Origin of the sequence: Actinacidiphila epipremni (assembly GCF_012034175.1) — a bacterium.
GTDB classification, from domain to species: domain Bacteria; phylum Actinomycetota; class Actinomycetes; order Streptomycetales; family Streptomycetaceae; genus Actinacidiphila; species Actinacidiphila epipremni.
Window position 1 is genome coordinate 19,616 of record NZ_JAATEJ010000035.1, and the last position, 24,599, is coordinate 44,214.

At 75.5% G+C, this 24,599-nt stretch carries 15 protein-coding genes; 6 read left to right on the forward strand and 9 right to left on the reverse strand.

All coding sequences use genetic code 11. From position 1 onward, the window contains the following. Positions 1-16: 16 nt before the first annotated feature. The 6 genes from HCN08_RS31095 to HCN08_RS31120 all read left to right on the forward strand — a co-directional run bounded on the left by HCN08_RS31095 (position 17) and on the right by HCN08_RS31120 (position 10,105). Positions 17-847 carry a nucleotidyltransferase domain-containing protein gene (locus tag HCN08_RS31095; protein ID WP_167986651.1) on the forward strand — a complete coding sequence of 277 codons (831 nt, stop codon included), beginning with the start codon at positions 17-19 and terminating at the stop codon, positions 845-847. 161 nt (positions 848-1,008) lie between these two features. After that, a complete protein-coding gene (gene helR, locus HCN08_RS31100) occupies positions 1,009-3,249 on the forward strand; it encodes an RNA polymerase recycling motor ATPase HelR (protein WP_322974793.1) in 2,241 nt (746 codons plus the stop codon). 9 nt (positions 3,250-3,258) lie between these two features. Beyond that, a complete protein-coding gene (locus HCN08_RS31105; RefSeq protein ID WP_167986652.1) occupies positions 3,259-3,975 on the forward strand; it encodes a spermidine synthase family protein in 717 nt (238 codons plus the stop codon). A gap of 79 nt (positions 3,976-4,054) precedes the next feature. Then, a complete protein-coding gene (locus tag HCN08_RS31110) occupies positions 4,055-4,768 on the forward strand; it encodes a response regulator transcription factor (RefSeq protein WP_167986653.1) in 714 nt (237 codons plus the stop codon). 75 nt (positions 4,769-4,843) lie between these two features. Beyond that, complete coding sequence (locus HCN08_RS31115; protein WP_167986654.1) at positions 4,844-5,926, forward strand: HAMP domain-containing sensor histidine kinase; 1,083 nt, start codon at positions 4,844-4,846, stop codon at positions 5,924-5,926. 306 nt (positions 5,927-6,232) lie between these two features. Then, entirely contained in the window at positions 6,233-10,105 is a 3,873-nt protein-coding gene (locus HCN08_RS31120) for a multifunctional oxoglutarate decarboxylase/oxoglutarate dehydrogenase thiamine pyrophosphate-binding subunit/dihydrolipoyllysine-residue succinyltransferase subunit (RefSeq protein ID WP_167986655.1), read from the forward strand. Positions 10,106-10,211: 106 nt separating this feature from the next. Here HCN08_RS31120 and fxsT (HCN08_RS31125) read toward each other — a convergent pair whose 3' ends face one another. From fxsT (HCN08_RS31125) to fxsA, 9 genes are all read right to left on the reverse strand, one after another. After that, the gene (gene fxsT / locus HCN08_RS31125) at positions 10,212-13,502 is read right to left on the reverse strand and encodes an FxSxx-COOH system tetratricopeptide repeat protein (RefSeq protein ID WP_167986656.1); all 3,291 of its coding nucleotides are present in this window, start codon (positions 13,500-13,502) and stop codon (positions 10,212-10,214) included. Continuing rightward, positions 13,499-15,067 (reverse strand): CHAT domain-containing protein, encoded by a 1,569-nt coding sequence (locus HCN08_RS36785; RefSeq protein WP_167986657.1) that lies wholly within the window; start codon positions 15,065-15,067, stop codon positions 13,499-13,501. Before HCN08_RS36785 ends, fxsT (HCN08_RS31125) begins: the two co-directional genes overlap by 4 nt. Further along, complete coding sequence (locus tag HCN08_RS31135; RefSeq protein ID WP_167986658.1) at positions 15,057-16,979, reverse strand: magnesium chelatase; 1,923 nt, start codon at positions 16,977-16,979, stop codon at positions 15,057-15,059. The genes HCN08_RS36785 and HCN08_RS31135 overlap by 11 nt, the downstream gene beginning before the upstream one ends. After that, positions 16,976-17,965, reverse strand: coding sequence for an AAA family ATPase (locus HCN08_RS31140; RefSeq protein ID WP_322974794.1), 990 nt, complete (start codon positions 17,963-17,965; stop codon positions 16,976-16,978). Before HCN08_RS31140 ends, HCN08_RS31135 begins: the two co-directional genes overlap by 4 nt. Next, on the reverse strand, positions 17,962-18,342 hold the full coding sequence (locus HCN08_RS31145) for a CU044_2847 family protein (RefSeq protein WP_206319458.1): 381 nt from the start codon (positions 18,340-18,342) through the stop codon (positions 17,962-17,964). Before HCN08_RS31145 ends, HCN08_RS31140 begins: the two co-directional genes overlap by 4 nt. 61 nt (positions 18,343-18,403) lie before the next feature. Next, entirely contained in the window at positions 18,404-21,409 is a 3,006-nt protein-coding gene (gene fxsT, locus HCN08_RS31150; RefSeq protein WP_167986659.1) for an FxSxx-COOH system tetratricopeptide repeat protein, read from the reverse strand. Between the two features lie 169 nt (positions 21,410-21,578). Next, on the reverse strand, positions 21,579-23,039 hold the full coding sequence (locus HCN08_RS31155) for an aKG-HExxH-type peptide beta-hydroxylase (RefSeq protein WP_167986660.1): 1,461 nt from the start codon (positions 23,037-23,039) through the stop codon (positions 21,579-21,581). Next, positions 23,036-24,229, reverse strand: coding sequence for an FxsB family cyclophane-forming radical SAM/SPASM peptide maturase (locus tag HCN08_RS31160; protein ID WP_407648914.1), 1,194 nt, complete (start codon positions 24,227-24,229; stop codon positions 23,036-23,038). Before HCN08_RS31160 ends, HCN08_RS31155 begins: the two co-directional genes overlap by 4 nt. A gap of 175 nt (positions 24,230-24,404) precedes the next feature. Then, positions 24,405-24,575, reverse strand: coding sequence for an FxSxx-COOH cyclophane-containing RiPP peptide (fxsA, locus tag HCN08_RS31165; protein WP_167986661.1), 171 nt, complete (start codon positions 24,573-24,575; stop codon positions 24,405-24,407). Between the last annotated feature and the right edge of the window lie 24 nt (positions 24,576-24,599).

The following is a 24,599-nucleotide window of genomic DNA, read 5'->3' on the forward strand; positions in this document are numbered from 1 at the left end:
TGCGTAACGTCCCGGTATGGAACACCGCAGCCCCGGCGCCGGCGTCGGACTCGCGCCCGACGGGACGATCCTGCGCGAGGGCTCCCTCGCCCGCGTCCAGCCGGAGTTCGCCGCCGTGGTCGAGGCGGCGCGGACCCGGATCGGGGCCGCCTGGGGCGGGCGGCTGCACAGCGCGTACGTCTACGGCAGCGTCCCGCGCGGGACGGCGCGGGTGGGGCGCTCGGACCTGGACCTGCTGGTCGTGCTGCGGGAGGCGCCCGCGCCCGCCGACCGCGAGGCCGCCGGCGGCCTGGAGGCGGCGCTGGACCGCGACTTCCCGGTCGTCGACGGCGTCGGCGTGCTGCTCTTCGACGCCGCCACGCTGCTCAGTGAGCTGGAGCGCCACGACCTCGGCTTCTTCGTCGCGTGCCTGTGCACGCCCCTGCTCGGCCCCGACCTCGCGGCCCGCCTCCCCCGCTACCGCCCGGACACCCTGCTGGCCCGCGAGACGAACGGCGATCTCGCCCTCGCCCTGCCCGGCTGGCAGGCCCGCCGCGCCTCCGCCCGCACCGACGCCGAGCTCCGGGCCCTGTGCCGGGTGGCCGCCCGCCGCGTCGTGCGCACCGGCTTCACGCTCGTGATGCCCCGCTGGGGCGGCTGGACCAGCTCCCTGGACGCGCAGGCCGAGGCGTTCGCCGGGTACTACCCCGAAAGAGGAGCCGCGATGCGCCGGGCCGCCGGCTGGGCGAGCGCCCCCACCGCCGACCCCGCGGCCCTCGCCGCCCTCCTCGACGACCTCGGCCCCTGGCTCGTCCCCGTCTACCGCGCCGCCCACGGCCCCAAGGCGCCGCGGCCCCCGGCGGCGTAAAGGCCCCGGGCATGCGAAAGGCGGAGAACCGTCCTCCGCCACTCTCAACGTATAGCGGAGTGGGGGCCTTGCGGCAAGGCCCCCGCCTTGTCGCAGAATCGTCCGCCGTGGCCGGATTCGGCCGCGGTGAACGGCGGGAAGCCGGGGGAGACGGGGAGCCTGTGGCAGCTCAGGGGTACGACGGCTACGAGGGCTACGAGGGGTACGAGGGGTACGACGGGGAATTGCGCGCCGAGCGGGAGTACGTCGGCGGGCTGTACGCCCGGCTGGACGCGCGGCGCGGGCGGGCCGAGCGGGAGTACGCCGCCGCGCTGCGCGAGCACGGCGGGACCGCGGTGGAGCGGGACGTCGCCGTACGGCGGTTGGGGCGGGAGATGCGGCGGCTGGACGTCGCGGACAGCGGGCTGTGCTTCGGGCGGCTGGACGCGGAGGACGGCGGGCGGGTGTACGTCGGGCGGATCGGGGTGTTCGACGAGGGGGCGGAGCACGAGCCGCTGCTGCTGGACTGGCGGGCGCCCGCCGCCCGGCCCTTCTACGTCGCGACCGCCGCGAGCCCGGAGGGCATGCGGCGCAGGCGGCAGTTCCGCACCCGCGGCCGGGAGGTCACCGGCTTCACCGACGAGCTGCTGGGCCGGCACGCGGGCGAGGCGGGCGCCGGGAGCGGGGACGCGGCGCTGCTCGCCGCGGTGAACGCGCCGCGCGGGCCCGGCATGCGGGACATCGTCGCGACGATCCAGGCCGAGCAGGACCGGATCATCCGGCTGGACCACCCGGGCGTGCTGGTCATCGAGGGCGGCCCGGGCACCGGCAAGACGGTGGTGGCGCTGCACCGGGTGGCGTATCTGCTCTACACGCAGCGCGCGGTGATGGAGCGGCAGGGCGTGCTGGTGGTGGGGCCGAACCCGGCGTTCCTTGAGCACATCGGGCGGGTGCTGCCCTCGCTCGGCGAGTCCGACGTGGTCTTCACCACCACCGGCGGCCTGGTGCCGGGCCTGGCCGTCACCGCGGAGGAGGACGACCCGGCGGTGGCCCGGCTCAAGGGCTCGCTGCCGGTGCTGGAGGTGCTGGCCGGCGCGGTCGCCGACCGGCAGCGGGTGCCGGACGCCCCGCTGCCCGTCACGCTCGGCGGGGTGACCGTGCATCTGGACGCGCAGGTCGCGGACTGGGCGCGGCAGGAGGCGCGGGAGAGCGGCCGGCCGCACAACGAGGCCCGGGAGGTCTTCCGGGAGGTCGTCACGTGGGCGCTGACCGAGCGCGCGGTCTCCAAGGTCGGCAGGGGCTGGCTGGACCGGTCCGACCGCGCGATGCGGGAGCAGCTGCACGGCGACCTGCGCAAGGAGCTGCTGGACGACGACGCCTTCACCGCCGCCCTGGACGGGCTGTGGCCGGTGCTGACGCCCGAGGAGCTGCTGGGCGGGCTGTACGAGTCGGCCGATCGGCTGCGCGCGGCGGGCGCGGACCCGGCGCTGGGGCGCGGGCGCGGTGATGCCTGGACGGTGTCGGACGTGCCGCTGCTGGACGAGCTGGTCGACCTGCTCGGCCGCGACCCCGCGCGGGAGCGCGCCGAGCGGCGGGCGGCGGAGCAGGCCCGCCGGGAGGAGGCGGAGTACGCGCACGGCGTACTGGACATCATGGGCCTGGACCGGCGCGACGACCTGATGGACGACGAGGACCACCTGCTCGCCCAGGACCTGCTGCACGCCGAGGACCTGGCGGTGCGGTTCGTCGAGACCGACACCCGGGAGCTGGCCGAGCGCGCCGCCGCCGACCGCGACTGGACCTACCGCCATGTGGTGGTGGACGAGGCGCAGGAGCTGTCGGAGATGGACTGGCGGGTGCTGATGCGGCGCTGCCCGGCGAAGTCCTTCACGATCGTCGGCGACCTCGCGCAGCGCCGGTCGGCGGCGGGCGCGCGCTCGTGGGAGGCGGTGCTGGAGCGTTACGTGCCCGGTCGCTGGCTCTACCGGTCGCTGACCGTCAACTACCGCACGCCGGCCGAGATCATGGCCGTCGCGGGCGCGCTGCTGGCGGACTTCGCCCCGGGCGTGCGCCCACCGGAGTCGGTACGGGCCTGCGGGGTGCGGCCGTGGGCCCGGCGGGTCACCGCGGACGAGCTGCCGGCCGCGGTCGCAGCGTTCGAGGCGGCGGAGGCCGGGCGCGAGGGCACCAGCGTGGTGATCGGCCCGCCGGACGTGCCGGGCGCGGTGCCACCGGCCCGCACCAAGGGCCTGGAGTTCGACGCGGTGCTGGTGGTGGCGCCGGAGCGCATCCTCGCGGCGGGCCCGCGCGGCGCGGCGGAGCTCTACGTGGCCCTGACCCGCGCCACCCAGCGCCTCGGCGTCCTCCACCTGTCCCCGCTGCCACCGGCCCTGGCGGGACTGGAGGCCGCGCAAGCCCCCTAGGCTGGGCGGATGCTGCACGACGAGAGCCCGACCGTCCTGGACCGCCGCGAGGGTGTGGCCGGTGAGCTGGTGCTGCGGCGGCGGGGTGGGGGTGGCGGGCCGGGGGCGTACGAGATCATCGCCAACGGGTGCTTCCTCATGGACACCTCCGACGGCCGCTCCGAGCGGCTGCTGGTGGACGCGGCGCTGGAGGCGCTGGCGGGCCGCGGGCGCGGCGGGGGCGGGCCCAGTGTGCTGCTGGGCGGGCTCGGGGTCGGGTTCTCGCTGGCCAGGGCCGCGGCGACGGGGTGGGGGCGGATCGCGGTCGTGGAGCGGGAGGCGGCGGTCGTGGGGTGGCACCGCGAGGGGCCGCTCGGCGCGTACTCGGCCGGCGCGCTGGACGACCCGCGGGTCACGCTCGTCGTCGACGACCTGCTCGCCCACCTGCGCGGCCCCGGCGCTCCGTACGACGCGCTGTGCCTGGACATCGACAACGGGCCGGACTGGACAGTCACGGAGAACAACGGCAGTCTCTACAGTCCCAGCGGCCTCGACGCCTGCCGGAACCGGCTCGCGCCGGGCGGCGTCCTTGCGGTGTGGTCGGCGCAGCCGTCGGCCGCGTTCGAGGACGCGCTGCGGTCGGCGGGGTTCGAAGGGGTGCGCACCCTGGAGATCCCGGTCGCCCGTGGGGTTCCGGATGTGGTGCACCTGGCGCACCGGGCGGACAACCGAACGACGGACCATTAGGGCGGCTCGGGCGTGATGGTCACGCCCGCGGCCCGCCCCGTACGCTGCCGGGTAGCCGGGACGAACTTATGGGGCGGATGTGGACGGCACGCAGACGACGGGCGCGCAGCGCCGGGTGCTGGTGGTCGAGGACGACCAGACGATAACGCAGGCCGTCGCGGCGCGCCTGCAGGCCGAGGGCTTCCTGGTGCGCACCGCCGGCGACGGGCCCGCGGCGGTGGAGGCGGCCCGCTCCTGGCAGCCTGACCTGCTGGTGCTGGACGTGATGCTGCCCGGCTACGACGGCCACGAGGTGTGCCGCAGGGTGCAGGCCGACCGGCCGGTGCCGGTGCTGATGCTCACCGCGCGGGACGAGGAGACCGACCTGCTGGTGGGCCTGGGCGTCGGGGCCGACGACTACATGACCAAGCCCTTCTCGATGCGGGAGCTCGCCGCCCGGGTGCATGTGCTGCTGCGCCGGGTGGAGCGGGCGACGTCGGCGGCGCAGAGCCCGCGCGGGGCCGTCATCCAGCTCGGCGACCTGGAGATCGACCACGCCCAGCGCCGGGTGCGGGTCGGCGGCGCGGACGTCCACCTCACCCCGACCGAGTTCGAGCTGCTGGTGTGCCTGGCGCAGCAGCCCAAGGCGGTGCTCTCGCGCGAGCAGCTGCTCGCCGAGGTGTGGGACTGGGCCGACGCGTCCGGCACCCGTACCGTCGACAGCCACGTCAAGGCGCTGCGCCGCAAGATCGGCGCGGACCGGATCCGTACCGTGCACGGCGTGGGCTACGCGCTGGAGACGCCCTCGGCGTGAGCCGGGGCAAGGGCACGCAGCGGGGCGGGCGGGGGCCGGCGGGGGCCGGCGGGGGCCGGCGGGGAAGGACAGGTCATGGTGGGGCGCTGGTGGCGGAAGGTGTGGGCGGCGCTGCGGCCGTGGGACCCGTACCGCTCGATCAAGGCCGCGCTGGCGCTGCTGGTGCTGGTGTCGGTGCTGATCACGACCGGCCTGGTGATCCTGGCGATCCACTCGGCGACCGAGCTGCGGGTCATCACGATCTTCTCGATCATCGCCTCGCTGCTGATCACCCAGATCGTCGCGGACGGCCTGACCGCGCCGCTGCGGGAGATGACGGCGGTCGCCCGGGCCATGGCCGGCGGCGACTACAGCCGCCGGGTGGCGCGCAAGCGGCGGGACGAGGTCGGCGAGCTGGCCGGGACGTTCAACCGGATGGCTGCGGACCTGGCCGCCGCCGACCGGCACCGCAAGGAACTCGTGGCGAACGTCTCACATGAGCTGCGCACCCCCATCGCGGCGCTGCGCGCGGTGCTGGAGAACGTCGTGGACGGGGTGTCGGCCGCCGACCCCGAGACGATGCGGGTCGCGCTCCAGCAGACCGAGCGGCTGGGCAAGCTGGTCAGCCAGCTGCTGGACCTGTCGCGGCTGGACAGCGGCGCGGTGCGGCTGGACGCCAAGCGGTTCGAGGTGTGGCCGTATCTGTCGGCGGCGCTGAAGACCGCGAGCCTGGGCATGGGCACCGGGCGCGGCGCGCGCCCGCGGGCCCGCGCGGACGTGCCGCTGCACCTGGACGTCTCGCCGCCGGACCTGACGGCGTACGCCGACGGGGAGCGGCTGCACCAGGTGGTGGCGAACCTGGTGGACAACGCCGTCAAGCACAGCCCGCCGGGCGGCCGGGTGACGGTACGGGCCAGGGCCGGGGCGGGCCCGGGCTCGCTGGAGCTGGACGTGGTCGACGAGGGCCCGGGCATCCCGGAGGCCGACCGGGTGCGGGTCTTCGAGCGCTTCCACCGCGGCTCCCACCCGGGCGGCGACGGCGGTACGGGCCTGGGCCTGGCCATCGCGCGCTGGGCGGTGGATCTGCACGGCGGGCGGATCGAGGTGGCCGAATCGCCGCGGGGGTGCCGGATCCACGTCACCCTTCCGGGTATTACTGCGGGACGCGCGTTGACCTAGGGTGGCGTCGGTCGCCCCTGGTTCACGCGTCGTTCACCGCGTTCACCGCGTTCACGGCATTCACGGCGCTCACCGCGTCGCGCCGCCGGTCGCCACGCGGGGGGGCGCGGCGGCGGCTTTCGGCCGGGCTGTGGCCGGACAACCTGCAGAAGAGTCCAATTTCCCGCCATGCCGGGCGCCGAAACCACCTCGCGGGTGTGATGTACGCGACGACTGCACCCCGGGCCTGCGACCAGGGCCCCGGTAGGCGTAGCCTTTATTTCCGCTGTCCACCATCTTGTGAAGCGGAAGAGGGCGGTTACCGCCGTGTCGCCACAGTCCCCCAATAGCTCTAGTGTCACGACCGACCACGACGCGCAGGGCGAGGGCCCCGCAGCGGGCTTCGGCCCCAACGAGTGGCTTGTCGATGAGATCTACCAGCAGTACCTCCAGGACCCGAACTCGGTAGACCGAGCCTGGTGGGACTTCTTCGCCGACTACAAGCCGGACGGCTCCGCCGCCCCGGCGGCCCCCGCGGGCCAGGGCGGGGCCTCCGGCGCCGCGGCCCGCGCGAACTCCGCGCCCGTGGTCGCCGGCCAGTCCGTGGCCGCCCCGGCCGCCGCCGTCCCCGTGCCGCCGGCCGCCCCCGCCGCGCCGGCCCAGCCCGCGGCCCCGCAGCCCGCCGCCCCGGCGCAGCCCGCCCCGGCCGCACAGCCCGCCGCCGCTCCCGCGCCGGCCGCCCCCGCACAGCCCGCCGCGCCCGCGCCCGCGCCGGCCAAGGCGGCGCAGGCCCGGCCCGCGGCCACCACGCCCGCCGCCCCCGCCGCCGAGCCGGAGACCGAGTTCGTCACGCTGCGCGGCCCGGCCGCCGCCGTGGCGAAGAACATGAGCGCGTCCCTGGAGCTGCCCACCGCCACCTCGGTGCGGGCCATCCCGGTGAAGCTGCTGTTCGACAACCGCATCGTCATCAACAACCACCTCAAGCGCGCCCGGGGCGGGAAGATCTCCTTCACGCACCTGATCGGCTACGCCATGGTGCAGGCGCTCAAGACGATGCCGTCGATGAACTACTCCTTCCAGGTCAAGGACGGCAAGCCCACCCTGGTCAAGCCCGACCACGTCAACCTGGGCCTGGCCATCGACCTGGTGAAGTCCAACGGCGAGCGCCAGCTGGTCGTCGCGGCCATCAAGAAGGCCGAGACGCTGAACTTCTTCGAGTTCTGGCAGGCGTACGAGGACATCGTCCGCCGCGCCCGCGCCGGCAAGCTCACCATGGACGACTTCCAGGGCGTCACGGCCTCGCTGACCAACCCCGGGGGCCTCGGGACCGTGCACTCGGTGCCGCGGCTGATGCCCGGCCAGAGCATGATCCTCGGCGTCGGCTCCATGGACTACCCGGCCGAGTTCCAGGGCACCTCGCAGGACACCCTGAACAAGCTGGGCATCTCCAAGGTCATGACGCTGACCAGCACCTACGACCACCGGGTGATCCAGGGCGCCGCCTCCGGCGAGTTCCTGCGGATCATGAGCCAGCTGCTGCTCGGCGAGAACGACTTCTTCGACGACGTCTTCGCCTCGCTGCGCATCCCGTACGAGCCGGTCCGCTGGCGCACCGACATCGACACCGGCCACGACGACGACGTCACCAAGGCCGCGCGGGTCTTCGAGCTCATCCACTCCTACCGGGTCCGCGGCCACGTCATGGCCGACACCGACCCGCTGGAGTACCGCCAGCGCAAGCACCCCGACCTGGACATCCTGGAGCACGGCCTCACCCTGTGGGACCTGGAGCGGGAGTTCGCGGTCGGCGGGTTCGCCGGCAAGTCGCTGATGAAGCTGCGCGACATCCTCGGTGTGCTGCGCGACTCGTACTGCCGCACCGTCGGCATCGAGTTCATGCACATCCAGGATCCCAAGCAGCGCAAGTGGATCCAGGACCGCATCGAGCGCCCGCACGCCAAGCCCGAGCGCGAGGAGCAGCTGCGCATCCTGCGCCGGCTCAACGCCGCCGAGGCGTTCGAGACGTTCCTGCAGACCAAGTACGTCGGCCAGAAGCGCTTCTCGCTGGAGGGCGGCGAGTCGGTCATCCCGCTGCTGGACGCGGTCATCGACGCCGCCGCCGAGTCGCGGCTGGACGAGGCCGTCATCGGCATGGCCCACCGTGGCCGGCTCAACGTGCTGGCCAACATCGTCGGCAAGTCGTACGCGCAGATCTTCCGCGAGTTCGAGGGCAACCTCGACCCGAAGTCGATGCACGGCTCCGGCGACGTGAAGTACCACCTGGGCGCCGACGGCACCTTCACCGGCCTGGACGGCGAGCAGATCAAGGTCTCGCTCGCGGCGAACCCCTCGCACCTGGAGGCGGTCGACCCGGTGCTGGAGGGCATCGCGCGGGCCAAGCAGGACATCATCAACAAGGCCGGCACCGACTTCACCGTGCTGCCGATCGCGCTGCACGGCGACGCGGCGTTCGCCGGCCAGGGCGTGGTCGCCGAGACGCTCAACATGTCGCAGCTGCGCGGCTACCGCACCGGCGGCACCATCCACGTGGTGATCAACAACCAGGTCGGCTTCACCGCCGCCCCGGAGTCCGCGCGCTCGTCGATGTACGCCACCGACGTGGCCCGGATGATCGAGGCGCCGATCTTCCACGTCAACGGCGACGACCCGGAGGCCGTGGTCCGCGTGGCGCGGCTGGCCTTCGAATACCGGCAGGCGTTCAACAAGGACGTCGTGATCGACCTGATCTGCTACCGCCGCCGCGGGCACAACGAGTCGGACAACCCGGCCTTCACCCAGCCGCTGATGTACGACCTGATCGACAAGAAGCGCTCGGTGCGCAAGCTCTACACCGAGTCGCTGATCGGCCGCGGCGACATCACCCTGGAAGAGGCCGAGCAGGCGCTCCAGGACTACCAGGGCCAGCTGGAGAAGGTCTTCACCGAGGTACGCGAGGCCACGGCGACGCCGGCCGCGCCGGCCGGGACCGACACCCGCCCGCAGTTCCCGGTGTCGGTGCCGACCGCGGTCTCCTCCGAGGTCGTCAAGCGGATCGCCGCCTCGCAGGTCAACATCCCCGAGCACGTCACCGTCCACCCGCGGCTGCTGCCGCAGCTCCAGCGCCGCGCGGCGATGGTCGAGGACGGCACGATCGACTGGGGCATGGGCGAGACGCTGGCGATCGGCTCGCTGCTGCTGGAGGGCACCCCGGTCCGGCTGGCCGGCCAGGACTCCCGCCGCGGCACCTTCGGCCAGCGGCACGCGGTGATCATCGACCGGGAGACCGGCGAGGACTACACCCCGCTGCTGTACCTGTCGGAGGACCAGGCCCGCTACAACGTCTACGACTCGCTGCTGAGCGAGTACGCGGCGATGGGCTTCGAGTACGGCTACTCGCTGGCCCGCCCGGACGCGCTGGTGATGTGGGAGGCGCAGTTCGGCGACTTCGTCAACGGCGCGGCCACCATCGTCGACGAGTTCATCTCCTCGGCGGAGCAGAAGTGGGGCCAGACCTCGGGCGTCACGCTGCTGCTGCCGCACGGCTACGAGGGCCAGGGCCCGGACCACTCCTCGGCCCGTATCGAGCGCTTCCTCCAGCTGTGCGCCCAGAACAACATGACGGTCGCGGTGCCGACCACCCCGGCGCAGTACTTCCACCTGCTGCGCTGGCAGGTGCACAACCCGCACCACAAGCCGCTCATCGTCTTCACCCCGAAGTCGATGCTGCGGCTGAAGGCGGCGGCGTCCAAGGCGGAGGACTTCACCAGCGGCACCTTCCAGCCGGTCATCGGCGACCACTCGGTCGAGGCCGAGGCGGTCCGCAAGGTCGTCTTCTGCTCCGGCAAGATCTACTACGACCTGGTCGCCGAGCGCGCGGCGCGCGGCGCGGACGACATCGCCTTCATCCGCATCGAGCGGCTCTACCCGCTGCCCGGCGTGGAGATCCAGGCGGCGATCGCGCCCTACACCAAGGCGCAGAAGTTCGTATGGGCGCAGGACGAGCCGGCCAACCAGGGCGCGTGGCCCTTCATCGCGCTCAACCTGATCGACCACCTCGACCTGCTCCTCGGCGCGGCCCCCGACAACGCCGACCGGCTCCGCCGGGTGTCCCGCCCGTCCTCCTCCTCCCCCGCGGTCGGCTCCGCCAAGCGCCACCAGGCCCAGCAGGAGGAGCTGATCCGCGAGGTCTTCGAGATCTGAGCCCTCCCACCCCGCGAGCCCGCGCGGCTCCGGGCCCGAACGGCGGGTGGCCCGCACCGGTTCTCCGGTGCGGGCCACCCGCCGTTTGCGCGGGGCGCCCGCCGTCTCAGGTGGTGAGCGGCTCGAAGTCCCAGCTGCCGCCCTCCGCGACGAGGGCGCAGCCGCGCGCCCAGGGGTGGCCGGGGCCGACCGCGTCGGCCATCGCGCCCAGCGCCCGGGCCGCCGCCTCGCCTGCGGCCCCGTGCTCGCCGGCCGCGCGCAGCACCAGCGCGTGGTTGGCGAGGGCGCCGGCGGTGAAGGGGTGGGCGTCGCCCAGTTGGGAGCGGTACTGGCCCAGCACCCGCTCGCCGAGGCTCCTGGCGAGGTCGAGGTCGCCGTGCCGGCGCTCATGGCAGGCGTAGAGGGCGCGGCCGATGACGGTGTACGGGTGGGCCGGGTCCAGCACCCGCTCGGCCCGCTCCAGCAGCGCGGCCAGCAGTTCGCCGGCCGACCCGGTCGTCCCGCAGGCGGCGAGGCTCAGGGCGAGGTTCTGGCCGGCCCGCAGGGTGCGCGGGTGGTCGGCGCCGAGGACGGCGCGGTGCCGGTCGCGGGTGTCGCCCAGCCGCTCCAGGGCCGCGGCGTGCCGGCCGAGCAGCCGCAGGTCCTCCGCGCACGCGACCTCGGACAGCAGCGTCCAGCGGTGCTCGGGGCCGTGCAGGACGCGGCGGGCGTCGAGCGTGGCCTCGTCCAGGTCGAGGGCGTCGGCGTAGCGGCCGAGCAGCCGCAGGCTGACGGCGTGGTTGTTGTACGCGATGAGGGTGAGCGGGTCGTCGGGGCCCTGGGCGTCCCGGGTGGCGCGGGCGATGTGCTCGGACAGCTGCCCCGCCTCGGCGTAGCGGCCGAGTCCGCGCAGGTCGGCGGCGAGCCCTGCGGCGGCGCGCAGCGTGTCGGGGTGGTCGGCGCCGCGTTCGGCGCGCAGCCGGGACCAGGCGGCGCGGTCGGACACCTCGGTGGCGGCGTAGTCGCCGGTGGCCCGCAGCAGGTTGCCGTGGTGGTGGACCAGGTCCCAGATCCTGGGGTGGTCGCCGGCCGGCGCGGCCCGGGACCCGTCGCGGGCCGGCCGGTCGCCCCAGGCCGCGAGCGCCTGCCGGGACAGGTGCAGGCCCACTCCGTACTCGCCGCACAGCGACAGGTAGCGCAGGCAGTCGAGGACCAGGACCTGGGTCTCCGGCTCGGTGCTCTCCGGGGCGCCGCACGCGGCCAGGTGCGGCACGATCTCGGCGTACGCGGGCCAGGTGCGCGCGTCGTCCGGGCGGCCGGGATCGGCGGCGGCGAGGACCCGGCGGACGACCCGGGCGTACGCGTCCTGCTCCTCGGACGGCATGGCGGCGCGTACGGCCTGGTGGACCAGCGGGTGCATCTGGAGCACCTCGTCGGCGCCGCCGCCCTCCCCCGCGGCGGTCTCCCCGGCGGCGGTCTCCCGCGGGTCGGTGTGGATGACGGACCACTGCTGGAGCTTGCCGACCGCGCCGTCCCACACCTGCGGGTCGCCCAGCAGCGCGGCCGTCGCGGGCGGCAGGTCGCGGCCGGGCGGCACGCGCAGCAGCCGCGTCGGGATGGGGCCCGGCGCGAAGTACACGCACAGCCGCAGCAGGTCGACGGCCTCGGGGCGGTCCTCGCACAGCCGGTCGAGCAGGATCGCGAAAGCGGTGTAGTAGGTCATCTGGAAGTCGGCGGCGACCTTCAGGCCCGGTTCGACGTCGGCGCCCTGCCGCAACTGCTCGATGTACTCGTCGACCGGCGTCGTGGAGTCGTTCAGGGCGCCCGCGTTCTGGTCCAGGGCGAGCGCGAGGTCGCCCAGCGCTTCGGCGAGCTTGTTCGCGTCGGCCTCGTCCAGGCGGGGGGCGCGGCGGCGGACGAAGGCCACCGACTCGGCACGGCTGTAGACGGGGACCTCGACGAGGGCGCTGTTGTGCTCGCCCCATTCCCGGTTCTGCGAGGTGATCAGGACATGCCCGGGCCCGACCGGCACCAGGTCGTGGACGTCGTCGGGCTGGTCGGCGCCGTCCAGCACGACGAGCCAGCGCAGGTACGGCTCGCCGCGGCGCAGCGCGTCCCGTACCGCGCGCAGCCGCTCGCCGTACTCGCGCCCGGTCACCAGGCCCAGCGCCGGGGCGAGACCGGCCAGGTTCTCCCGCAGGATGCCGCGCTGCCCCGCCCGGACCCACCACACCGCGTCGTATTCGGTGCCGAAGCGGTAGACGTACTCGGTCGCGATATGCGTCTTGCCGACGCCCGACAGGCCGAGCAGGGTGACGACGCCGGCGCCGGGCTGCGCCTGCTCGAAGAGCGTGTGGAGTTCGCCGAGCAGTTCCTCGCGGCCGGTGAAGCGGGTGTTGCGGCGCGGGACACCGCCCCACACGGCGGGCTGCTCCAGCGGGAAGCGCGGGCCGCGCGGATCAGGGCTCGCGGCGTCGGGTGCCGGGTCGATGCCGGCGAGGTCCAGCAGCCGGCGTTCCGCCTCGGCGGCGCCCACACCCCACAGCGCGGTGGGGTGAAGGGCCGCCGCCGCGGCCGGCAGGTCACCCGGGGTGAGGGCGACGGCCCGGAAGCGGTCCGGGTGCGGGGCGACCACCTCGGCGAGGGCGTCGTCCCACTCCGCCACCGGCCGGGCGCCCAGCCGGAAATACCACTCGCCGAGCAGGAGCAGCACCCGGCCGGGTGCCAGCAGCAGGTCGCGCAGGCCGTCCGCGACCCGGGTGCCGGCGGCGACGTCCCAGCGCTGGAGCACCACCGTGACGCCGTGCCGCTCCAGGACGGCCGCGATCCAGGACGCCCAGGCGCGGTTGTGGCCGGTGAAGCTGAGGGTGAGATGGCCGGGGAGGGGGTCGGGAGCCGGCGGCTCCGGAGCCGGCTCGGGTGCGGATAGCGGCTCGGCTCCGGGCGCGGGCTCGGGCTGCCGCGGGCCCGGCAGCGGCACCCGTACCGGCGACTGCGGCCCCGCCTCCGGGCCGTCGTCCGGCCCGCCCGGCCGCACGTCCACATGCAGCAGCGCGGTGCGCACCGGCACGCCCCACCCGTTGGACACCGTCAGCCGCAGTTGCGCGGGGCCGGGTGCGACCGCGGTGACCAGGAAGCGGGCCGGACCGTAGGTGTCGCCGAAGCGGTGCAGCACGACGCTGGGGTGGCCCAGCGCCTCGCAGACCAGCCCCGGTTGCCCGTCGAGGGCGATGCCGAAGGTGAACTCCTCCTCCTCGTACGGCCACGGGCTGCCGTCGCCGGCGCCGCGCAGGTCGACGACGACGAGGTAGGCGTGGCCGCAGTGCGCGGTACGGAGCCGGCTCACGACCGGCTCGATCCGCAGCACGGCCGGTGCGCCGTCCCGCTGCGGCGGGCCCGGGTCCGGGAGGCCGGTCACGCGGCGGTGTCCGGGGCGCGCGGGGCCAGCCGCAGGGTGGTACGTGGATGGCCGTAGTAGACGTACATGAACTGGTAGAGCACCGACAGGACCCGGCGCTGGCCCTCGTAGTCGATGCTGTGGTCGCGGGCCCGGGTGCGGGGCAGCGGCCGGGGCAGAGCGGCGGCGGCGCGGGCGCGGAAGTCACGCAGCATCAGGGCCAGCGGGCGCTCGGGGGTGCGCCGGGTGTGGTCGACGAGGTACGTCAGGAGGGTGCGCGCCACGGTGTCGCCGACCTCGCCGTGGGTGGCGATACAGGCGGTGGCGCCGTGCCGCAGGAACATCTCGGTGAAGCCGCGCAGCGCGTCCTCGCCGCCGACGTGGTTGCGGACCATCCGCCCGGAGTGGCAGACGTTCAGCACGACGGCGGTGGCGCGGGCGGACAGGGCGTGCATACGGTGCTCGTCGAGCTCGTACCAGGTGAGCACGCCAGCCTTGAGATGCTCCAGGCCCTTGCCGTGGGTGCCGTGGCAGCCCATGTAGACCAGGCCGAGCGGCCGGTCGGCACGGGCGCCGCGGGTGAGGGCGGCGAGGAAGGCGTCCGGGTCCTCGTGCGGCTCGTGCGCGAAGTCGGCGAAGCCGGCAGTGTCGGAGCGCATCTCCTCGTCGAAGTAGCCGAGCACGCCGCCGGAGCAGCGCGCGGGGCCGTCCAGCAGCGGCGCGGCTTCCTCGCAGGTCGACGTCCAGCGCGCGACGGCCACCAGCGCACCGAGCGGACCGTACGCCGGCCCGGTGGAGTCCTGGCCGGGGGTGGGGTCAGGGTCCGGGCCCCGGTGCCGGCCCGGGTCGGGGCCGGGGTCGCCGTGCCGGCCCTGCTCCGGATCGCGGTCGCCGTTGCGGTGCGGGCCGCGGTGCAAGCCCTCGCCCGGGTCCCAGCGCCGGGCCCGGCCCGGGTCGCGGTCGCCCTCCCAGGGCGGGTCCTCGCCCGGGGCTTGGTGCCGGACCGGCTCCGGGACGTCGCAGGTGTCGTCGGGCGGGGTCAGGGTGAGGAGTTCCCAGGGGATCTCGAAATCCGTGTCGTCCCACACGACGACGTGCAGCTCCTCGCCGTGCCGGGCGCGCAGGTCGGACAGCCAGCCCACCAGGGGCCGCTGGCGGCGCGACCAGGACACGACGGCGCGGTAGAACTCGCTCGGGAAGCCCGGTCCCGCGTCGTCGGTGCCGCCGTCGCGGCGCAGCCGGGACAGGGCGATACCGGTCGGCGGGAGTTGGGCCGGGGCGTCCGGCAGCCGGGTGCCGTCGCCCGCGGCGCCGGTCAGCAGGTACGCGCGGTTGCCGTCGCGGTCCCGGGCCGGCTGGACCAGCAGCTTCGCCATGCCGTACGGCAGCCGCCGCTGCGGGTCGGCCGGGGCGGCGCCGAGCGCGGCGGTGTCGGCGGCGGGCTCGGCGCCGTCCGGGGGCGCCGCGGGGCCCGGCGCCGGGAGCGGCACCGGGCGCGGGGCCCGGGGCTGCGCGACCCGGCCGCCGAGGACGGCGCCGCTGAGCCAGCCGGCCGCGGACCGGCGGGCGCGGTTCTCACCCGGCACCGGTCACCTCCGGGTGCGGCTCCTCGGCGGACAGGCCGCCGACCGTGACACCGCCGAGCGCGTCGGCGAGCGCGAAGGGCAGGTCCGGGTAGGGCGGCGCGCCGGCGTCGACGACCACGGCGTGCAGGCGCATCCGGTTCAGCGCGTGCAACTGCGCTGCGGCCTCCAGCGCGTCCTCGACGCCGCGCCGCCCGACGGGGCCGTCGAGGCGGCCGGTGAGGCTCGCGTGCAGGGGGACGTTGCCGCGCCCGTCGGTCACCGCGACGAACCACGCCTCGGTCAGGGCGGTGGGGCGCTGCTGGAAGGCCCGCCGGACGAACTGCCCGGCCAGCAGCAGCCCGTGGGCGAGCGGGCTGGCCCGGCCGGGGCGGCGGTGCAGCGCGGCGGTGAGCCACGGCTCCAGCACGTTGCGGGCGAGGAAGCCCTCGGCGCGCAGCTCGTCGGCCGCGTCGGCGGCGCCGACCTCGATGACGGCCGCGGCGGCCCGCCCGGTGTAGGCCCAGCGCAGGTAGGGCGCGAGGGCGGGCTGCCAGTCCCGGCCGCGCCGGCAGGTGTGGTCCAGCAGCAGGATCAGCATCCGGTCGGGCTCGGCGGCCCGGACGTGGCTGCGCAGGTCCTCCGGTTCGAGGGTGAGCCGGCCGCGCAGCCGCTGCTTGGTCGCGGCGGCCACGACGGTGGGGACGAGCGCGAGGTCGCGCAGGTCGGTGGCCCGGCGCACCCCGACGACGGGCCCGCGCTCGCTGTGGGCGGTACGCCGCCAGGCGCCGCGCAACGGGGCGTGGTCGCGCAGCGGTTCCGCGTCGTCCTCCGGGTACGGCGACCCGCCGCCCTGCTCGCCGCGGGCCGGCGGCGGCAGCGGCTCCAGGCCCTCGGCGGGGCCCGCGGGGTGGGCCAGCCGGGTCGCGGCGGACCCGGCCCCCGTGCCGGGCGCGGCGCGCGGCAGCTGCCCGGCGGCGGGCGGCGGCGCCCCGTCCCGTACCGGCGCACCGGCGTCGTCGGGCGCGGCGGCGGGCGGCGGCACGGGCTCGGGCAGGCCGATGAGCCGGGCGGCGGCCGTGACGTGCCCGGCCCCGACCACGGCCGCCCCGTCCAGCCGGGCCAGCGCCCGCGCGATCCGGCCCAGCGCGATGACCCGCCGCTCGCCACCGCCGCCCTCCGGCGCCAGCGCCACCAGCTGCCGTACGGCGTCCTCCCCGACCAGCGCGCCCCCGGCGCCCGCGGCCCGCTCCGACGCGACCCGCTCGGCACTGGCGTGCCACACGGCGGCGGGCCCGCCGCTCCCGCCGAGGACTCCCCCGGACCCGCGGGCCCCGGGCCCCTCAGCAGCCTCCGCGGCGGCGCGGGCCCCCAGCCCGTAAGGCCACCCCGGTCCCCCGGGCAGCCGCAGGTCCGGCAGCGACAGCCGTAGCGGGAAGCGGTCGAGCAGGTGGGGCGAGACGCGGCCGGCGTCGGCCTCGTGGCAGAAGGCGAGCCAGCGGGCGCGGGGGCGCCACACCACCCCGACGCCGTGCCGTTGGACCGCGGCGACGTCCGCCCCGACGAGGGTGACCGCCGCCCGCAGCCCCGGCAGCCCGAGCCGCGCCAGGTCCGGTACGACCACGGTGGCCGGGGGCGCGCCGGGGTCGTCCTCGACGAGGGCGCCGCGCCGGGTCCGTACGGTGATGCCGTCCTCGCCCGCGTCGAGCCGCATGCGCGTCCACAGGTCGTCCTCGCGGACCCCGGCGCCGAGCACGACACGCGGCTCGCGCTGCCCGAAGACGGCGGCGAACAGCTCGGCGACGCCCGCGACCTGCTCGTCTGGCACGTCGAAGAGCAGCACCCCGCCGAGCCCCGGTTCGAGCGCGGCGCACGCGAACGCCCGCAGCAGCCGGGCGAGTCCGGCTCCCGCCGCAGCTTCCGTCCCGGGCGTCATGAGAGCAGGTCGTCCAGGATCGCCTCGTCCTCCGCCGACCACTCCGCCGCACCGCCCTGCGCCGATTCGGGTTTGCGGTGCCGTAGGGCGAAGCGGGCGACGGCCCGCAGGTGGGCGGGGCGGACCGCCGGGTCGCCGAGGAGGGCGGCGCGGGCGCGGGCGGCCTGGATCATCACGACCTCGCCGCGGTGGCCGACCGCGCGCAGGGCGGTGGCGGTGGCGACGGCCCGGTCCACGGCCGCCTCGGGGACGTCGACGTCGAAGAGGGCGGCGCGCGCGGCCAGCAGCCGGGCGCGGGTCGCCTCGTCCTCGTCCCGCCCGGGCGCACCGCTCGGGGCGGCGCCGGGGCGGGCCAGCTCCTCGTCGAAGCGCAGCACCGCGTGCAGCATGGCGCGCCGCTCGGCCTCGTCCAGGGCGGTGGCGACCGCCATCAGGCCGAAGCGGTCCAGGAGTTGCGGGCGCAGCAGGCCCTCCTCGGGGTTCATCGTGCCGACCAGGCCGAAGCGGACCTTGCGGACGGTGTCGATACCCTCGCGCTGGACGGACAGCACGCCGGTGGACGCGACGTCCAGGATGATGTTGACGACGTGGTCGTTGAGCAGGTTGACCTCGTCGACGTAGAGCAGCCCGTCGTCGTCCGCGGTCTCCAGCAGGCCGCGCTTGCGCCGGGTGCGGCCCTCCAGCAGGTCGCCCAGCTCCCAGCCGCCGAGCACCCGGTCGTCGGTGGCGTCGATGGTGAGGGTGACGGGCAGCCGCCCTTGCGTCATCAGCGAGAAGGCCCGTACGACGGTGGACTTCGCGGTGCCGGGCGCGCCGGTGATCAGGACGCCGCCGATCGACGGCGAGACGAAGTTCAGCTCCAGCGCGAGCTTGAGGTCGTGCTGCCCGACGACCCGGCTGTACGGCAGGATCGCGATACCGCCCGCGGCAGCCGTACTCCCCCCGCCGCCGCCCGCGGCGCCTAAGCTCTCCTCCCCGCCGGTCACGGCGCCTCGCCGCCCGGCGTCCAGCGGAAGGTCACCTGGAGCTGGGCCTCCGCGCCGGTCTGCACGAGCACCGCGCCGAGCGACGCGTCGAGCTTGATGGCCAGCTGCACCTCGACCTCGGCGGGCCGCAGCGCCTGCGGGATGTGCGCGAAGCTGCCCGCGGCCTGCTCGGCGAGCCGGCGGGCGAGCGCGAGGCCGTCGCCGTAGACGTCCCGCGCGGTCTCCATGACCCGCTCGGCGGGGCGGGCGCGGGTCGCCTCGCCGTCGTAGACGCCGGCGGCATCGTGGACGCCGGCGGCGCCCGCGCCCGGGCCGTCGACCTGGATGTAGAGCGGTGCCCCGCCGGAGGGTCCGGCGGGACCTCGGACTATCGCCATGCGTGCGTCTCCCCCTCGTTCGCGCTGTGCCGTCGGGTCGTGCGGGTCGTCGTGCCGGTGGTCAGGAGCTGAAGGGTTCGAAGTCCCAGTACGGCCGGGTCCGGGAGCGGGCCGCGACGGTGTGGGGGTGCTGGGGGCCGAGGGTGGCCGACAGGGCGGCCAGGGCCTCTTCCTCGATCTTGTCGGCCTCCGGGCGGCGGCGCAGGTTGCGCAGGTCGGTGGCCAGGGCGACCCGGCAGGACAGGGTCAGCGGGTGGGTCTTGCCGAGGACGTCGGTGGCGCGCTCGGCGGTCACGCGGCTCAGTTCGGCCGCGCTCTCCGGGTCGCCGGCGAAGTTGCGGGCGCCGGTGGCGTTCAGGGCGCAGCCCAGCGTCCAGGGGTGCCGCTCGCCGAGTGCGCCGGTCATGGTGACCAGCGAGGTCTCGATCTCCATCTGGGACTGCTGGCGTTCACCGGCGGCCCGCAGGATGAGGCCGTGGTTGCCGAGGACGCCCGCGGTGTAGGGGTGGCGCTCGCCGAGCTGGGTGCGGTACTCGCTCAGCGCGAACTCGCCGAGCTCGCGGGCGCGGTCGAGGTTGCCGTGCTCGCGTTCGAAGCTGGAGAAGGTCGCGGCGACCCGCAGGGTGAGCGGGTCGAGGTCGCCGAGCACGCGCTCGCACCGCTCCATCAGCCGGGCCAGCAGCTCGGCCGCGCGGGGCCGGTCGCCGCCGCGGTAGTAGCACAGCGCGAGGTTGTGCTCGGCGCGCAGCGTCTGCGGGTGGTCGGCGCCCATGACGGTGCGGTGGACCTCGCAGTTGCGCTCCTGCACGGAGGTGGCCTGCTCGTAGCGGCCGAGCAGCCGCAGGTCGTGCGCGAAGGAGTTCTCCGACGACAGCGTCCAGTTGTGCCGGTCGCGCAGCAGCTCGCGGCGGGCCTCCATGGTGTCCTGGTCCAGCCGCAGCGCCTCCTCGTAGCGGCCGAGCAGCCGGTAGGTCAGGGCGATGTTGTTCTGCGCGCTGAGGGTGCGGGAGTCCTGGGCGCCGACGAGCTCGGAGTAGCCCTCGCGGACGAGCTCCAGCAGCCGCAGCGCCTCGTCGTAGTTGCCGAGGCTGCGCAGGTCGGCGGCGAGGTTGCCGGCGGCGCGGATCACCAGCAGGTCGCGGTCGCCGCGGGTGGCGAGCAGCTGCTCGTAGGCGGCGCGGTCGATGGCCTCGGTGGTGCGGTAGTCGCCGGTGGCGCGCATGAGGTTGGTCTGGTGGTGGATGAGGTCCCACAGCCGCTGGTGGCCGGGTTCCAGCAGGTTCGGCCAGTGCTCGGCGGCGATCTGGGCGATCTGCATGCCGCTGCGGTACTCGCCGGACAGGTACAGGTAGCGCAGGCAGTTGAGCACCATGACCTGGATCTCCGGGTTGGTGCTCTCCAGCGCGCCGGAGGAGGCCAGGTGCGGCACGATCTCGGCGTAGCGGGGCCACAGCCGGGTGTCGGCGGGCCGGCCGGGGTCGGCGACGGCGAGGATCTTGCGGACCACCCGGGAGTACGTGCTCTGGTCCTCCTCGGGCATGTCCGCGCGGACGGCCTGGTAGACCAGCCGGTGCATCTGCAGGACCTCGTTGGTGCCGATGGTCTCCTCGGCGGCGGTCTCCTGCGGGTCGGACTGGATGACGGACCACTGCTGGAGCTTGCTGATCGCCGACGTCCACAGCAGCGGGTCGCTGAGCAGCCCGCTGAGCTGCTCGGGCAGGTCGCGGATCGTCAGGTCGCGCAGCAGCCGTACGGGGATGGGTCCCGGTGCGAAGAACACGCACAGCCGCAGCAGGTCGACGGCCTCCGGCTTGTCCTCGCGCAGCCGGTTGAGCAGTATCGAGAAGGCCGTGTAGTAGGTCATCTGGAAGTCGGCGGCGACCTTGAGGCCGGGTTCGATGTCGGCGCCGTGCCGCAGCAGTTCGAGGTACTCGTCGATCGGGGTGTTGGAGTCGTTGAGCGCGCCCGCGTTCTGGTCCAGGGCGAGCGCGAGGTCGCCCAGCGCCTCGGCGAGCTTGTTGGCGTCGGCCTCGTCCAGGCGGGGTGCGCGGCGGCGGACGAAGGCCACCGACTCGACGCGGTCGTAGACGGGGACCTCGATGAGGGCGCTGTTGTGCTCGCCCCATTCGCGGTTCTGCGAGGTGATCAGGACGTGCCCGGGGCCGACCGGGACCAGGTCGTGGACGTCGTCGGGCTGGTCGGCGCCGTCCAGCACCACGAGCCAGCGCAGGTACGGCTCGCCGCGGCGCAGCGCGTCACGTACCGCGCGCAGCCGCTCGCCGTACTCGCGCCCGGTGACCAGGCCGAGCGCCGGGGCGAGGCCGGCGAGCTTTTCGCGCAGGGTGCCGCGCTCGGCGGCCCGTACCCACCACACGACGTCGTATTCGGTGCCGAAGCGGTAGACGTACTCGGTCGCGATGTGGGTCTTGCCGACGCCGGACAGGCCGAAGAGGGTGACGACGCCGGCGCCGGGCTGGGCCTGCTGGAAGGCGGAGTGCATCTCGCCGAGCAGTTCCTCGCGGCCGGTGAAGCGGGTGTTGCGGCGCGGCACGCCGCCCCACACGTCGGGCTGCTCCAGCGGGAAGCGCGGGCCGCCGGGGCCGGCGAGGGTGTCGCCGGAGGAGCCGCGGGAGGGGGTGATGCCGAGCCGGCCGAGCAGCCGGCGCTCGGCCTCGGCGGCGCCCAGGCCCCACAGGTCGGCGGCGCCGAGCGCGGCAACGGCGCTGGGCAGCGCGGCGGGGGTGACCGACACCGCGGCGAACCGCTCGCTGTTGGGGGGCACGACGCGGCGCAGGGCCGCGTTCCACTCCTCGGTGGTGCGCGGGCCGAGCCGGAAATACCACTCGGACAGCACGATCAGCACCCGGCCCTCGGCGAGCAGCAGGTCGTTGAAGGCGTCCTCGATGCTGCTCTCGGGGGTGATGTCGAGGCGCTGGAGGACCACCTGCACGCCGTACCTCTCCAGCCGGCTGCCGATCCAGGAGGCCCAGGCCCTGTTGTAGCCCGCGAAGCTGATCGTCACCGGTCCGCGCGCGAGTGCCGCCGCGGTGCTGCGCCCTGCGGGCATTCGACCGTCTCCCTCGTGTCGTGCGCCGGTCCTCGGCGGCCCCGGCCGTTCTGACGGACCAACAGGTGGCCTGTGCCAGAAACTACACTGATTGATCCCCGGTTGAGGCCACGTCATGCCGGTTGCGGGTGCGCCCCTGCCCGGTACGCGCGGCGGGGTGCGTGCCTGTTCAGACGCTCTGCCGCCGCCAGATGACGCGGGCGGTCTCGACGTAGGCGGTGGCCCGTGCCAGATGGCCGTCCGGTGGGGCGTGCTCCTTGAGCCGCATGTGGTGCACGGACATCGCCGCGGCCAGGGTGCGGCCCTGCGCGGTGAGCCGGCTGGAGCCCAGCAGTTGCGGCAGCGCGGCCTCGACCTGCTGCCGGCAGCGGCAGTGGTCGGCCCACGCGGCGTCCCGGACGGCGGGCGGCGCGCCGGGGCTCAGGGCGACGCGCTGGTGGAAGTCGGCGAGCGCCAGATGGGCGTACGCGCCCTGGAAGAGCCCGTCGAAGGGCCGCGGGTCGGGGCGCCAGGGGGCCCAGTAGCGGGGCTCGTCGTCGGCGGTGTGCAGCACGGTCAGCGCGGTGAGGGCGAGCAGCTTGGTGTGCTGGAGCTCGTGCACCAGGGTGCCGGCCAGCTCAAGGCCGCTGCGCGGGACGCTGCTGAGCAGGGCGCCGAAGGCCTCGCCGCGGGTGGCGCTGGAGTGCGCGGTGGGCGAGCCGGCGAGCGGGACCAGGCAGTCCAGCAGCGTGTCGGTCTCCAGGGCTCGCCCGCCGCCGCCGAGCCGCAGCCATGGCTGGGCCTCCTGCCAGGCGGTGCGCCAGCGGGCGTGCTGGCCGGGGTCGAGCCGGCCGGCGGCGGACATGCCGTACGGGTTGGAGCTGCGTTCCTCGTCGCGGTACGGGTCGGTGTCGTCGAGGAGCACCGGGCGGCCGTCGCGGCCCCACAGCGCCCTGATGGGCCGCCACGCCGCGGCGGCCGAGCGCCATATGCCGTCGGGTCCGCGGCGCACCTCCAGCGGGCGGCCGGTGCCGGGGTGCGGGGTGTCGTGGCCGGCGGCGGTGTCGGCGAAAGCGGCGGGTGCGGCGGGGCCGGCGGGTGCGGCGGGGCCGGCGGGTCGGGCCTCGGGGTGCCCGGCGCCGGGCACGTACAGCCACAGCCGGCCGGCGTCGCCGCTGACGTGGACCTCCGTCCGGCCGGGTCCCGCGGGGCAGCTGCCGAGGGTGGGCAGCACGAGCCGCCCGTCGCGTACGGGCACGGTCGCGGTGAAGCGCAGCCCGGCGCGGGCGGCGGCGGAGGCGGCGAGCGCGCCGAGGTGGGCCAGGGCGGCGGCGGGCGGCTGCGCGGGGTCGGGGGCGAGCAGGGCGCGCAGGGCGCGTTCGGCCCAGGCGCCGGTCATGGGGTAGTCGACGACGCGGCGGGCGGCGGCGGGGTCGGCGCGTTCCGCGGCGGTCAGCAGCCGCCAGTCGGCCAGCACCCGGGCCGCGGCGGCGGGCGGTACGGCGGTGGGCGGCGCCTCGGCGACGGCGTCGAGCAGGGCGCGCAGGGTGAGCCGGCGGCGGCGGCGCTGCTGGACGACGAGCAGCTCCAGCGCGCCGGCGTCGCCGCCGGTGCTGCCGAGGGAGCGCAGGAGGGGTTCGGGTACGTTCACGGGACAGTCTCCCGGGGGGCGTGGCCGCCGGGCCCGGCGCCGGCCGCCGCGGCGAGCCGGGCGCCGATGTGGCGGATCAGGTACGCGAGGTCGGCGCAGTAGACGGAAGGGTTGCGGAACCCTTCGCCGGCCAGGTAGCGGTGGGCGTAGTGGCCGCCTCCGCACACGGTCACCAGCGGGCAGGCCAGGCAGGCCGCGCCGAGTGCGGCCCGGCCCGCCTGCCGGGCGGCGACTCCCGGGTGGGCGAGCACATCGTCGAAGCTGTGCCGGAAGACGTCCATGCCGGTGGCGGCGGCGCCTTCGTAGGCGGATTTGAGCGAGTCGACCTGCTCGACGCTGCCGTCGGTCTCGACGACGACCGCGGTGAAGGGTTGCAGGCCGAGGCGTTCGGTGGCCGCGGGCACCCCGAGCAGCAGCGCGACGCACTCCTCGAACAGCCGCACCCGGGTGCGCCGCCGGCCAGCCTGCCACCAGCGGTCGAAGACGGTGGTGAGCCAGCGGCCGTACGGGGCGGGGTCGGCGGGCGGCGCGGGCAGGCCCGGCGGCGGGGCGGTCCAGTTGCCGTGCGGCAGCAGCAGGTCGATCGCGGGCGGCGCGAAGGCCAGCAGCGACTCGTAGACCTCGACGGGGTCGGCGCGCAGGTCCACCACGCACAGCACGCCCGCGTACGCCTCGGGCGCGTGCGCGGCGAGCAGTCGCAGGCCGCGGGCGGCGGCGGGCCAGCCGGGGCGGCCGGCGTGGTCGACGCGGGCGGCGTTGTGGGCGCTCCGGCCGCCGTCGAGGCTGACGCCGACGCGTATACGCGCGTCGCGCAGGGTGGTGACGGCCTCGCGGGTGAGCAGTGTGGCGTTGGTCTGGACGCTCGCGTGCACCTCGGCGGGCACGGTGCGCCGGATGAGGTCCACGTCGGCGGCGAGGGCGGCGGCGCCGGCGAGCAGCGGTTCGCCGCCGTGCAGGACGACGGCGACCTCGGGCAGCCGGTGGGCGGCGACGTGCTCGGCGATGCGCTCGGCGGTACGGGCGGTGACGGCGGGGGCGGGGCGGCGCGGGCGGTCGCGCCAGGTGCGGTCGGGGCCGGCGTAGAGGTAGCAGTAGGTGCAGGCGAGGTTGCACCGGCTGTGCGTCTTGAGTATGAACTGCCGTATCGGCTGGGCCTGTTGTGCCCGGTGTCCGCCCCCGCCGTCCGGCAGCAGCCCGGTCCCGGTCGGCTGCTGCGCCACGTCGCCTCCCCGCTCGTTCAGGCCGCCCCGCCGGCCCCCGCGGTTGTTCCCGCCGGGCGGCCCACCCCAAACGCCCGGCCCGGGTTTTGGCCGTAACCCCGCGACCTTCGTCCTGTTCCCCGGTCCGGCGTGCGCCGCGGGGGTCTCACATCGCGTTGTCGAACCCCCACAGCGCTTCGCCGCCGGGTGCGGCGATACGTTCCCGCAGGTCGCTCACCAGGGCGGCGAGCACGGGGTGGTCGACGGTGCGCAGCGACTCCAGGTCCAGGCCGAGGACGTCGGGCGCGGACTCGCTGTCGTACGGCTCGTTGGGCATCACGGCCTCCGTGGGTCCGGCGTG

Coding starts and splice junctions, on each gene's coding strand:
- fxsT (WP_167986659.1), bottom strand. CDS start 21,409: ATGCCCGCAGGGCGCAGCACCGCGGCGGCACTCGCGCGCGGACCGGTG.
- HCN08_RS31145 (WP_206319458.1), bottom strand. CDS start 18,342: ATGGCGATAGTCCGAGGTCCCGCCGGACCCTCCGGCGGGGCACCGCTC.
- HCN08_RS31135 (WP_167986658.1), bottom strand. CDS start 16,979: ATGACGCCCGGGACGGAAGCTGCGGCGGGAGCCGGACTCGCCCGGCTG.
- HCN08_RS31105 (WP_167986652.1), top strand. CDS start 3,259: ATGCTGCACGACGAGAGCCCGACCGTCCTGGACCGCCGCGAGGGTGTG.
- HCN08_RS31095 (WP_167986651.1), top strand. CDS start 17: ATGGAACACCGCAGCCCCGGCGCCGGCGTCGGACTCGCGCCCGACGGG.
- HCN08_RS31115 (WP_167986654.1), top strand. CDS start 4,844: ATGGTGGGGCGCTGGTGGCGGAAGGTGTGGGCGGCGCTGCGGCCGTGG.
- fxsA (WP_167986661.1), bottom strand. CDS start 24,575: ATGCCCAACGAGCCGTACGACAGCGAGTCCGCGCCCGACGTCCTCGGC.